Origin of the sequence: Asanoa ishikariensis, from assembly GCF_900107455.1 — a bacterium.
GTDB classification, from domain to species: Bacteria; Actinomycetota; Actinomycetes; order Mycobacteriales; family Micromonosporaceae; genus Asanoa; species Asanoa ishikariensis.
The window spans coordinates 566,895-579,123 of the sequence record NZ_FNQB01000003.1 but is presented as its reverse complement, the minus strand read 5'-3'; the positions used below and the strand labels follow the sequence as shown (position 1 = coordinate 579,123).

The 12,229-nt window shown below is 75.1% G+C and carries 6 protein-coding genes; 5 read left to right on the top strand and 1 reads right to left on the bottom strand.

Annotated features, from left to right (window positions below; genetic code table 11):
• Nucleotides 1-13: 13 nt before the first annotated feature.
• The gene (locus tag BLV39_RS26705) at nucleotides 14-631 is read right to left on the bottom strand and encodes a helix-turn-helix transcriptional regulator (RefSeq protein WP_090798794.1); all 618 of its coding nucleotides are present in this window, start codon (nucleotides 629-631) and stop codon (nucleotides 14-16) included.
• Nucleotides 632-934: 303 nt separating this feature from the next.
• Here BLV39_RS26705 and BLV39_RS26700 point away from each other — a divergent pair, with 303 nt between their 5' ends.
• The 5 genes from BLV39_RS26700 to BLV39_RS26675 are packed head-to-tail and all read left to right on the top strand — an operon-like array spanning nucleotide 935 to nucleotide 12,221.
• Nucleotides 935-3,427 carry a thioesterase domain-containing protein gene (locus tag BLV39_RS26700; RefSeq protein ID WP_090798792.1) on the top strand — a complete coding sequence of 831 codons (2,493 nt, stop codon included), beginning with the start codon at nucleotides 935-937 and terminating at the stop codon, nucleotides 3,425-3,427.
• Nucleotides 3,424-5,559 (top strand): AMP-binding protein, encoded by a 2,136-nt coding sequence (locus BLV39_RS26695; RefSeq protein ID WP_176985089.1) that lies wholly within the window; start codon nucleotides 3,424-3,426, stop codon nucleotides 5,557-5,559. Before BLV39_RS26700 ends, BLV39_RS26695 begins: the two co-directional genes overlap by 4 nt.
• Nucleotides 5,559-8,978: a condensation domain-containing protein gene (locus BLV39_RS26690; RefSeq protein ID WP_090798788.1), complete on the top strand. Its 3,420-nt coding sequence runs from the start codon at nucleotides 5,559-5,561 to the stop codon at nucleotides 8,976-8,978. The genes BLV39_RS26695 and BLV39_RS26690 overlap by 1 nt, the downstream gene beginning before the upstream one ends.
• Before the next feature lie 14 nt (nucleotides 8,979-8,992).
• Nucleotides 8,993-9,976, top strand: a complete 984-nt coding sequence (locus tag BLV39_RS26685) for a GNAT family N-acetyltransferase (RefSeq protein WP_176985088.1) — start codon at nucleotides 8,993-8,995, stop codon at nucleotides 9,974-9,976.
• 10 nt (nucleotides 9,977-9,986) lie between these two features.
• Nucleotides 9,987-12,221: a lantibiotic dehydratase gene (locus tag BLV39_RS26675; protein WP_143049894.1), complete on the top strand. Its 2,235-nt coding sequence runs from the start codon at nucleotides 9,987-9,989 to the stop codon at nucleotides 12,219-12,221.
• Nucleotides 12,222-12,229 lie beyond the last annotated feature (8 nt).

Here is a 12,229-nt window from a genome sequence, read left to right as displayed (position 1 = left end):
GCTTCAGGGGACATCAGGCCGCCGGTGCCTGCCCGGGCTCCACGACCAGCCGGCCGAGCAGGGCGGCCCGGGTGAGCTCGGCCTTGTTGCCGGCGCCGAGCTTCGCGCGGATGCGCTTGACGTAGGTGTCGACCGTGTGCGGACTGATCCCGAGCCGGGTGGCGATCTGCCCGTGCGTGAGGCCGCGGGAGATCTGACCGAGCACCTGCTCCTCGCGCTCCGAGAGGTGACAGCCGGCCACCGTGCGCTCCGCCGCGACCGCGCGGCCCCCGTCGTCCGGTCCGACGTGCGTGCCCGCGATCACCGCGCGTACGGCCGCGACGATGTGCTCGCCGGTCTCGCACTTGCTGACCACACCGGACGCGCCGGCCCGTAGGTAGGGGCCGGAGAAGGGGACCCGCTGGCCGCTCAGCACGAGCACCGGCGTGCAACGGGCGGCCCGCGTGATCGGCGTGAAGTCCTCGGGTGACGGCAGGGCGTCGACGTCCACGACCACGGCGTCGGCGAGCCAGGACGGTTCCTCGTCCGGCGTCGTTCGGGCCGCCACGACCTTGATCCCGGCCTTGGTCAGCGTCTGGACGAGCCCTAGAAGGTAGATCGGCGAGCTGACAAGGATGTCCGTCCTGATCATGGTTACCCTCACTCTTTGTCCAGCGAGGGGGCGGGATCTGGCCGCTCACCGGCGCGCAGGCGCCAGCACACTGCTGGACAATGATTGATTTCCCCCGATTCGAGACGCTAGCCGGGGACCCGTCGTGCGGGCGGGTCCCCGCTTTTGGGGACGGCACCCGGTGAGGGCGTCCGACCGGGGATCCATCGGCGCGGATGCCGGGTCGCCGGTTCCGGCGACACGACACCTCCGCGCGGGCGGTCGTAGCGTCCCTGACATGCAGGGCCCGGGTTTCGGGCGGCCGTCGGCCCAGGGGAGATAGCCGTGCTGGACTCGGACGATGCTGTCGCGATCGTCGGACTCGCCGCCCGGCACACCGGCGCCGATGACCTCGAGCGGCTCTGGCTCGACCTCGTCCGCGGCCGGGAACCCGCCGGTGAGCTGGCCGAGCCGACGCCCGTGGCACTCGCCGAGGTAGCGTACGCCGCCCTGGCGAACGCCGCTGCCCGTCCGTCCGTGGGAATCGTTGCCGCCGAGGGCGCGGTCGAGCTGGCGCACGCGCTGGGCGTCACCGGGCCGGTCGTCGCCGCCGACGGTTTCCGCGCCGTCGACCTGGCCGGCCGGATGCTCCGTGACCGCAGATGCGGGCTGGCGGTGGTCGGCGGCCCGGGCCATCCCGGAGGCGTCTGCGCCCTCGCGCTCAAGCGGCTGGCCGACGCGCTCGCCGACCACGACCACATCTGGGCCGTGATCCGCGGGGGCGAAATGCCGAGCGACATCGGGTACGTCGAGCTGTGCGGCCGTGAGCAGGCAGGCGACATCGCAGCCGTGGCGGGCCCGGGCCGCCGCGTCGGCCAGGTCTCCGGCGGCGGCCTCGCCGGCATCGTCAAGGTCGCGCTGGCACTGGAGCGCGAACAGCTTCCCCCGAGCACCCTCGATCCCCGACTCGAGCTGGCGGAGACGCCGTTCGTCGGGCAGGACCGGGTCGCGCCGTGGCCCCGCGACCCCCGCATCCCGCGGGTCGCCGCGGTCGCCGAGTGGGACGCGGGGTTCGTCGTGCTGTCGGAGGCACCGCCCCAGGCGCTCACCATGCACGCGGAGGAGCCGCGGGTCGTCGTCTGGTCGGGGCGGACCACCACCGAGGAACGGCTCGTGCGGGAGCGGCTCGCGCACCACCTCATCTGGCGCGGCGAGGAGGTGTTCGCGGACGCCGTGGCCACGCTGCAACACGGCCGGACCGGCCATCCCGTCCGCGCCGCCGCGGTCTGCACCGGTGCGCTGGACGCCGCCGCCGTGCTCGGCGCGGTCGACAGCCCGCGGGTGCTGACGCCCGGCCGTCCGGTGCCCGCCGCCAACCCGGTCACCCTGATCTTCCCCGGTGGCGCGCCCGCGGTGGCCGTCGCCGCGCTCCACCGTGCCGTGCCGGCCTTCGCCCGGGCCTTCGACGGCTGGCTGGACCTGCTCGACGACCCCGGCCCGCCGTGGCGCGAGCTTCCGGAGAACGACCCGGTGCTGCTCTTCGCGGCCGAGGCCGCGCTCGCGCAGCTATGGCTCGCGGCCGGCCTGCGACCCGCGGCGCTGGTCGCCGACGGCGTCGGTGTGCTGGCCGCGGCCGTCGTCGCCGAGGTGCTCACGCCGGCCGACGCCGCCGCCCTGGTGCGCGTCGTCGCTCGTACGCGGGAGGCCGGTGAGCTCGAACGGGCGGTGGCCGGTGTCGCGCTCAAGCCGCCGGCCGTTGCCCTGCACTGCGGCCAGGGCGGGCCGGCGGTCACCGCCACCGACGCCGGAGATCCCGCGTTCTGGGCGCGGGTGGTGCTGGCGCCGACCGGACACCTCGACGGCACCGTGTCCACCGCCCCCGTGCGGCTCGGCACGCTGCTGGCCGGCGCCGCGCGGCTGTGGACCCTGGGCCACGACCTCGACTGGACGACGCTGGGCCAGCAGCCGCTGCGGCACCGCGTGCCGATGCCCACCACCGGAATGCGGCCCGCCACCCGGACCCCGTCCGAGCATCCGCTCGAAGCCGCGCGCCGCCCGGTTCGCCGGGGCGCGACGCCGCTGGGCATCGACCTGCTGACCGAGCCCGGGTCGGGGCCGTTGGTCCTCGCGATTCCGTACGCCGGCGGCTCGGGCCGGGCCTTCCAGGCGATGCGCCGGTACCTTCCGCGGGGTTGCGGGCTGGCGTTGGTCGACCTGCCGGGACACGGCCGGCGGATGGGCGACCCGTGCCTGCGCGACGTCGACGCGGTCGTCGACGAGCTCCTGGCCGTGTTGCCGACGTTGCCGGCGGACCGCCTGCTCCTGCTCGGCTACAGCCTCGGCGGCTCGTTCTCGTACGAGCTGGCCGCCCGCCTCAGCGATGCCGGCACACCACCGGAGGGCGTCGTGGTCTGCGGTTCCCGTTCGCCGCAGACCGGGGTCGGCCACCCGCCGGTCGCGCACCTGCCGTTGGACGAGTTCCTGCGCGCGGCCGTCGACATGGGACTGGCGGCGCGCGAGATGCTCGAGCTGCCCGAGTTGGCCGCGTCGTTCGCCGCGCCCCTTCAGGCCGACCTGTCCATGGTCGAGACCTTCCCGTACCGCCCACTGCGGCCGCCGGTCCCCGTGCCGGCCGCCGTCGTGGGCCTGCGTGGCGACTGGATCGTGCCCGAGCCCTCGTTGCGCGCGTGGGACGACCTGTTCCGCGACCCGCCGCTGCAACTCCGCGTCGACGGCGGCCATCTCGCCCTGCACGAGCGCGAGCAGGAGTTCGGTGCGACCGTTCACGACGCCGTGGAGCACCTGCTCGGGGAGACCGTGAGGAGGCCGTTGCCGTGATCGACTACCCGCCATCCGCCTGGAACGCCACCGGGCGGGCCTACCGGGACGACGCCGTGCCGGCCGGGCTGGTGGTCGAGGCCGCGCGCCGGGCGCCCGACGCGCCGGCCGTCCTCGACGGCACGGGCACGGCGTACACGTACGGCGCGCTGCTCACCGCGGCGAATCGGCTCGCCCGGCTGTTGCACGAGCACGGAGTCGGACCCGGCGACTACGTGGGCGTCGTGGGCCGGCGTCGCCCCGACACGGTCGTGGCGCTGCTCGGCGTGGCCCTCAGCGGCGCCGCGTTCGTGCCCTGCCACCCGGACTGGCCGGCCAGCCGGCTCGGCTACGTGCTGTCGTCGACCGGCGCCCGCTGGCTGATCGGCGGCGCCGCGGACCTCGCCCGGGTCGACACCGCGCCCGGGCTGACCGACCTGGTGCTGCTGGACGTGCTGACGGCGGAGCACCACCTGCCGGTGCCCGACGCCGGCGAGCCGTGGGACGGCACCGACGCGGACGCCGACCGGGTGAGGACGCTGGTGCTGGCCGAGGCACCGTCGTCGGTCGTCGAGCTCGGCTTCGGCTCCGGATCGGTGCTGAGGCGGGTGGCGCCGCACGTCGACCTGTACACCGGGCTCGATCCTGACGAGGCCGCCGTGCGTGCCGGCACCGCCTGGGCCAAGGAACAGGGCCTGTTCGCGGACCTGGTGACCGGGTACGCCCACGAGGTCGCCGAGCGCCTGCCCGGCTCGTACGACGTGGCGGTCATCGCCGGCACCGCGCGGGTCCCCTACCTGCGGGCCGTGCTCGACCAGGTGGCGGAGCTCGTCCGCCCGGGCGGATCGGTGGTGCTGGCCGACGTCACCGACCCGGCGCTGTTCGCCGACCTGACGGGCGGGAGCTGGTCGGCGGCCGAGGTGCGGGGGCCGGACGTGGTCCTGCGCCGGTCCACCGTGGACACACCGGCGGAGCCGGGCTTGCGCGTCTGGACCCGCTGGCACGTGGAGCAGCGGCCCGGCACGGACGTGCCGGCGCGCGGGCGGCCGGGCGACGTCTCGTACGTCATCTTCACCTCGGGGTCGACCGGCAACCCCAAGGGCGTCGCCGTGTCGAACACGGCGCTGGTCAACATGCTGGAGTGGGTGACCACCAGCTACGGGGTGAGCGCCGCGGACCGGCTGTTCCAGGTGACCTCGTTCTGCTTCGACCTGTCGATCTACGACATCTTCGGCCTGCTCAGCGCCGGCGGATCGGTCCGGCTGGCCAGTGCGGAGGAGCTCGCGGAGCCGGCCCGGCTGGCCGAGATCATGCTGTCGGAGCCGATCACCTTCTGGAACTCGGCGCCGCCGCTGTTCGCCTGGGTCCTGCCGTTCCTGACCAGTTCGCGGCGCGCGGGTCCCGGCCGCGAGTCGATGCGGTTGATGTTCCTGGCCGGCGACTGGATCGCCCTCTCGGTGCCCGACGAGATCCGCACCGTCTTCCCGAACGCGCTGGTCGTCAATTACGGCGGGGCGACGGAGACGGCCGTGTGGTCGACCTACTACGACATCGGCGAGGTCGATCCCGCGTGGCCGAGCATCCCGTACGGCCGCCCGATCGCGAACGCGCGGTACTACGTCCTCGACGAGCACCGCCGCCGCGTCCCGATCGGCGAACCGGGCGACCTGTACGCCGCCGGCACGGTGCTCGCGCTGGGCTACCACGGTGACCCGGCCCAGACGGCGCAGCGCTTCGTCCCGGACCCCTTCGTGCCCGGCGAGCGCATGTACGCCTTCGGCGACCGGGGCCGCTGGCTGCCCGACGGACAGCTCCAGTTCCTCGGCCGGATCGACCACCAGGTCAAGATCCGCGGGTACCGGGTCGAGCTCGGCGAGATCGAGTCGATGATCGCGGCGCTCGAGTGCGTGCGGGAGGCCGTGGTGGTCACGGTCGACCTGGCCGGTGCGCGCTCCCTGGCCGGGTTCTACACCTTCCGCCCGCCGGGCGTGCCGGTCGAGCGCGTACGCGCGGCGCTGGTCGACCGGCTGCCCGAGTACATGGTGCCGGCGCGGCTGCTGGCGCTGGACGAGTTGCCGCTGACCTCCAACGGCAAGGTGGACCGCGCGGCGCTGGGTGAACTGGCCCGCGCGCAGCGGGAAGGCGGGGCGTGATGGGTGCGGACGAGGACACCGTCGCGGACCGGGTGCACGCCGCCTGGGCCGAGGTGTTGGGCGACGACGCGGACGGCATGGTCGACGACCAGGCGTTCGTGTCCGCCGGCGGGCATTCGCTGGCCGCCGCGCGGCTGATCGCCCGCCTGCGCACCGACCTGGCCGTCGAGCTGCCCATGTCGGCGATCCTGCGCGACGACCCGACCCTGGCCGACCTCGTGGCGGCCGTGACCAGCCGGCTCGACGGGCGGTCGGAGCCGGCCGTGGAGCCGCCGCCCGCGCCGGACGACACCGAGCGGCCCGCTGTCGCGCCGTTGGGTCCGACGTTGCGCCGCATCTGGACCTGGCACCGGCTCCAGCCCGACTCACCGGCGTACAACGTGGTGCGGGTGTTGTCGATCGCCGGTCGCCTGCAGCCCGCCGCCCTGCGCGCCGCCCTGGCTGACCTGGCCGAGCGCCACGAGGCATTGCGCTGCGCCGTCGAGGAACCGCGACCGGGACAACCGTCCATAGTGGTAGGTGATGCGGTCACGGTGCCGCTCTCCGTCGAGGTCGTGCGCACCGCGGAGGGCGATCCGGCGGAGGCGGTCGAGGAGGCCATGTACCGCCTCGCGAACCGGCCGTTCCCGATGGCGGCCCCACCGTTGTGGCGGGTCGGCCTCGTCTACGCCCCCGCGCTGGACCGCACCTTCCTCGTCCTGGTCATGCACCACCTGATCTCCGACCTGCGCACGACCGACCTGGTGCTGACCGAGCTCGCGGAGGCCTATTCGGCCCGGGTGGCCGGGGGACAGCCCGCCCTCGCGCCGGCCGCACCGAGCCTGCTCGCCCATCTCGCGCACGAGGCCGGGCTCGTCGGCACCCCGCGCTGGCAGGACGACCTGGCGTGGTGGGCACAGCGGCTGGCCGGGGTCAGCTCGGCCGCGCCGCTGCCGTTGTCGGCCGCCGAGCGGGACGAGCGCGTCCACCTCGCGACCACCCGCACGCTCGGGCTCACCGCCGAGGAGTCGGCGGAGCTCGACGCCGGGCTGCGTTCGCGTGGTCTGACGCCCGCGCTGTTCTTCCTGACGGCGGCCAGCTCGGTGCTGGCCGCGTGGAGCGGGCAGGAGCGCGCCGAGGTGGTCGGACTGCCCAGCGTGCGGCTCAGCCGGCCCGAGGACGAGCGGCTGGTCGGCTTTCTGCTGGACACGCTTCCGCTGCCGGTCGTGCCGGACCGCCGGCACGCGTTCCTGCGAACCTACGACGCGCTGCGGGACGCCTACTCCGACGCCACCGACCACGCCCTGCCGGCCTTCGACGACATCGTCGACCGGCTCCGGCTGCCCCGCACCACGCGCAGCCCGCTGATCCGGCTGTGGTTCAGCGACCTGACCCAGGAGGTCACCCCGCCCTCGTTCGGCGACGCGGCGGTGGTCGAGCACGACCTGCCACCGGCGTGGGCGCTGTTCGACCTCGGGCTCTACCTGGTCCGGCGTGGAGGTGGCGGCTACCGGCTGCACCTGGTCAGCCCGCAGGGCCTGGTCGACCCGGCCGACTCCGCGGCGCTGCTGGCGCAGATCGTGCGGCTCGTGACCCGTGCCGCCGCCGACCCGACCCGGCCGCTCGGCGAGCTGCTGGAGGTCCCCGCGGTCGCCGCCACCGCGTCCGGCGCACCGGCCATCCCGACGGTCGAGCTGGTGCGGCGGCACAAGGAACCGTCGGCTATCGCGGACGAGCACGGCGTCCTGGACTACGCGGGCCTGGCCGAGCGGGTGGCGCACGCCGCCGCCGAGCTCGCGCCCTCGGCCGTCGTGGCCGTGCCGGCCCGGCGCGAGCGGGACTTCGTGGTCCGGCTGCTGGCGTGCTGGCAGGCGGGCGCGACCGCGGTGCTGATCGACGCCGACTGGCCCGAGCAGCGGCGCCGCCGCGCGTTCGACATCGCCGGCGTGACACACGCCTACCCGTGGTCCGGCGCCGGACCCGCCCGAGCGGTGGACCACGCGACGACCGCACCAGGCCCCGCGCATGTGCTGTTCACCTCCGGCACCACCGGCGACCCGCTCGCCGTCCGGGTGGCCACGCCGGTCGCCGAGGAGGCCTTGGCGGAGCTCGCCGAACTCCTCGGCATCACGGCGGCGGACCGGCTGTCGATGCTCAGCGGCCCGGCGCACGACCCGGTGCTGCGCGACATCGGGCTGGCCCTGCGGGCCGGCGCGACGCTGTGCGTGCCGCCGGCCGACGCGTTCGGCGACCCGGGCCGGCTGGCCGCCTGGCTGCGCCGGGAACGGATCACGGTGGTCGACGCGACACCGGCGCTGTTGTCGCTCGTGCTCGGCGCAGACCCGGAGCCGCTGCCCGACCTGCGGGCGGTGGTCTGTGGCGGGTCGCCGCTCTCGGCGGCGACGGCCGAGCTGATCCGGTCGCGCGCGGTCAACGCGGTCGTCGTCAACGGCTACGGCTGCACCGAGACGCCGCAGATCGTCGTGGCCAACCGGATCGCCCCGGCCGCCCCACTGCCGCCGACCGCACAGGTCCCGATCGGGCGGCCGTTGCCGCGCCGCCGGGTCGAGCTGCGGGCGCCCGACGGCCGGCGGTGCGACACCGGCCAGCTCGGCGAGCTGTGGGTCGCCGCGCCGCACATCGCGGAGCGCTATCTCGACCACGCCGGCGACCCACGGCCCCGGATCGAGCGGTTCGTCACCGACGAGCAGGGCGTGCGCTGGCTGCGCACCGGCGACCTGGCCCGGGCCGACGCGACCGGACGGCTGCACCTCGCCGGCCGGACGGACCGGCAGGTGCTGATCTACGGCTACCGGGTGATGCTCGAGGAGCTGGAGGCCGTGGCGCGTGGGTGCGCCGGGGTCGCCGACGCGGTCGCGCAGGTGGTCGACGACGGCAGCCGGCAGGCGATCCGGGTCTGGGTGCAGCGCTCGGCAGGGGCCGCCGTCGGCGAGGACGCCGTGCGGGCGCACCTCGCCGGGGTCCTGCCCGCGAGCGTCGTGCCGGCCCGCGTGATCGTCGTGGACCGCCTCGAGATGGGCGACACGCTCAAGCCGATCGCGCCCGCGCTCGAGCCCGGTCCGGCCGAGCGGGGCGCGCCGCCCGACGCCCGGGTGCGGGAGCTGGCGGAGGCCGTGCTCGGCCGGGGGCTCGACCCGGCGGCCAACTTCTTCGACGCCGGCTTCACCTCGATCTCGCTGCTCCAGATGAGCGCCGAGCTGACCGAGCTGCTCGGCCGTCCGGTGGACGCGCTGAGCCTGTTCCACCATCCGAACCTGCGCGCGCTGAGCTCGTACCTGTTCGGCGAACCGGCGGGCCGGCCGGCGCCGGCTCCGTCCACACCCGACCGTTCCGACCGGCTCGCCCGCATGGGCGCCAGCCGCCGGCAGGTGCGCAACTGGATCCAGGAGTCGGCGAACGGCTCGGGCGAGGCGCACTGACCGTGGACGCCGCCGTGCGCGTCGAGGACCGGACCCGGCTCGACGACGACCTGCTCGACGAGCTGGGTGTCGCCTCGACCCGGTTCTACCGTGCCGAGCTCGAGCGCATCCAGCTCGCGCAGCGCGGCCACGGCACGACCACCTACGCGGTCGCGCGGGACGCCGCGGGTCGGGCCGTCGGCATGCTCCCGGTGTACGTCACGACCCCACCGTGGCATCCGGTCAGCGACCCGGACGCCCTGTTCGGCTACGGCGGGTCGACGCTGTGCGTGGCCGGCTCGTACGGCCTCTACGAGAACTACCTCACCGCACCGGCCGCACCGGTCGCCACCGCGCTGGTCGAACGGGCGCGAGCCCTGGCCCGCGCGGCCGGCAGCCCACACGTCATGCTGCCCCACCTCGACGCGGCACAGGCGGGCTGGCTCGACGGCTATGACGCCGTGGCGGCGGCTGAATGCGACAAGGCGGTGCTGCCGGTAACCTGGCGGTCCTTCGAGGAGTACGTGTCGTGGCTGCCCGCCCGGCGCCGCACCCCGGTCCGGCGCGAGCGGAGCCGGTTCCGCGACAGCGGCGTCGAGGTGCGCGAGCGGCCCATGTCCGAGGTGGCGGGGGAGTTGGCCCCGCTGCTGGCGGCGACCGAACGCCGTTACGGCCACGCCGCGGACCCGCGCCAGATCGAGTTCCACTACACGCTGCTAGCGATGGACCTGGCCGACGACTTCGTCGCGCTGGTCGCGTATCTGGCCGACCGGCCCGTCGCGTGCTCGCTGCTGCTCGCCTGTGGCGACCGCTGGATCTCCAAAGCCTGGGGCTGCGACTACGCGGCGGCCGGGAACCAGTTCCTGTACTTCAACCTGCTGTTCTACGAGCCGGTCCGGCGGGCCATCGAGCGGGATATCGCCGTGCTCGACTACGGCACCGGCGGTCTGGAGACGAAGACCCAGCGCGGCTGTGTCCGCGAGCCACTGCGGACGGTCCTGGTCGCCGCCGACCGGTAGAGGAGAACGCGTGGCCGACGAGCAGCACCTGACAGAGCTCGACCGGGGTTGGGCACTCTGGCGGCTGGCCGCCTTGCGCTCGGCCGGCCTGCCCATCGAGCGGCTGGACGTGTTCGCCGCACCGGAAGGCGACGACGCCGAGCTGCTGCGCGAGTCCCGGCGCGCCGCCTTCGACGCGCTGCTCGGCGACGACCGCTTTCGCGCGGCGCTCACGTGGCAGAACCCCGAGGCGATGGACACCTGGGCGGCCGCGCACGCGGCGGAGCTGAAGGCCGGTCGCCGGCCACGGGTCAGCGGGCACCGGTTCGGCAACCGGATGGCCGTCGTCACCCGCTACGCGCAGCGGTACTGCGCCAAGAACGACACCATCGGCTTCTTCGGCCCGGTGGCCTGGGCGCGGCTCGGCGGCGCGCACTCCGGTCACACCGGCGGCGGTGGGATCCGGCACAGCCAGGTCTACGTCGAGGTGTGGGCGGTGCAGTCGATCGCCGCCGCGTGGAGCGCCGACCCGGCGCTCCGCGACCACCTGCCGGTGCGGCTCGACCCGTCGTGCACCGTCCGCGAGGGCACGGTCGTCCGCCCCTACCGCCGCCCCTACGTCCTGTCCCCGGACGAGACCGTCGTGCTGGACGCGCTGGCCGCGGGTGCGGACCGGGTCGGTGACCTCGCCACGCCCGCCGGCGTCCTCGACGGGCTGCGCGACGCGGGCGTGGTGCAGGTCGGTTTCCGTGTGCCGATCAGCAGCCATCCGCTGGACGGGCTGGCGGAGCAGCTTGCCGGCCCACAGCGGGCCGACCGGCTGCGCCGCATCGCGTGCGTCCGCGAGGCGTGCGCGGCGGTCGCCGTGGCGACCGACCCGGAGGAGCTTCGCGCTGCCCTGGCGGACGCGGCCCGCGTCCTGGACGACGCCGCCGGCGCACCGGTCCGGCGCGAGGCGGCCTTCACCGTGGGTGGGCGGACTCCGCTCTACCTGGACTGCCGTCGCGACCTCGACGGGACGATCGGCGACGACCTGCTCGCCGACCTGGCCCGGCCGCTCGGCGTGCTGCTGGACAGCGCGCGGTGGCTCTGCGGCCAGGTCGCGGACGTGGCGGAGGAGGCGCTGGCCGCGCGGTTCCGGGCCCTAGCGGCCACCCGGGCCGAGGTGACGCTCGCGGAGCTCTATCTGGCCGCCGCGGACCTGCTGGAGCCGGGCGGCGGCGGGTTCGCGGAGGTCGTCACCGACTTCCAGCTCCGCTGGGCGGAGATCATCGGGTCGGGCGGGGACGGCCCGGTGCTGGTCGATGCCGGGCTCGCCCGCCGGTTGGCCGACGCGCTGTTCCCGGCACCACGGCGCACCTGGGCCGCAGCGAGGTTGCACAGCCCCGACATGCTGTTGCGCCGCCGGCCCGACGGTTCCCTGGCGTGGGTGCTCGGTGAGCTGCACGTCGCGCTCAACACCCTGGAGAGCCGCTTCTTCAGCGCCCAGGCCGACGACGCGGGGGAGCTGGTCGCGGCGATGGCGACCGACATGGCGCCCGGCCGGGTCGTGCCGCTCTACCCCAGCACCGCGCGGGACGTCAGCTCGCGCAGCTACCCGCCGCTGTCGCTGGACCCCGCCGGCCACTACCGGTACGTCTCGTTCGGCTCCGACGACGGGCACCCGGCGGGCGTACCCGGCACGCCGGCGACCGCGATCACGGTTGCCATGCGCGCCGGGGTGCTCGTCGCGACGTCCACTCGGGACGGTTGGGAAGCGCCGGTGCTGGAATGCTTCGGCGAGCACCTCAGCAGCGTCGCGGTCAACCTCTTCAAGCTGCGGGCACCGGCGGTACGCGCGCCCCGCGTCGCGATCGGCGCTGTGACCGTGTGCCGGGAGAGCTGGCGGGTGCCGCTGGCCCACCTGGCCGACATGGCCGGTCGCGACAAGGACCCGGGACAGAACGGCCTGCGGAGTTGGCTGGCCGGGCTGGGTCTGCCGCGGCACGTGTTCGCACGGGTCCCCGGCGACCCGAAGCCGTTCTTCGTCGACCTGCAGGCACCGCCGCTGGCCGACAACCTGGCCCGGGCCGCCCGCCGCGCGATGGGTAGGGCACCGGCCGGCGCCGAGGTCGACCTGGTCGAGATGCTGCCGGCACCGGATGAGCTGTGGTTGCGGCTGCCCGACGGGTCGTACACCTCTGAGCTGCGGCTGGTGGCCGTCGACCCGCAGCCGGCCCGGGCGGTGTCGTGGTCGCTGGCGGAGGCCGCCGGCCGGGCGCGCTGAGCGCGCCC

What these genes read in the sequence shown, in the direction of transcription:
- BLV39_RS26705 (WP_090798794.1), bottom strand. Translation starts at nt 631, where the DNA reads ATGATCAGGACGGACATCCTTGTCAGCTCGCCGATCTACCTTCTAGGG.
- BLV39_RS26690 (WP_090798788.1), top strand. Translation starts at nt 5,559, where the DNA reads ATGGGTGCGGACGAGGACACCGTCGCGGACCGGGTGCACGCCGCCTGG.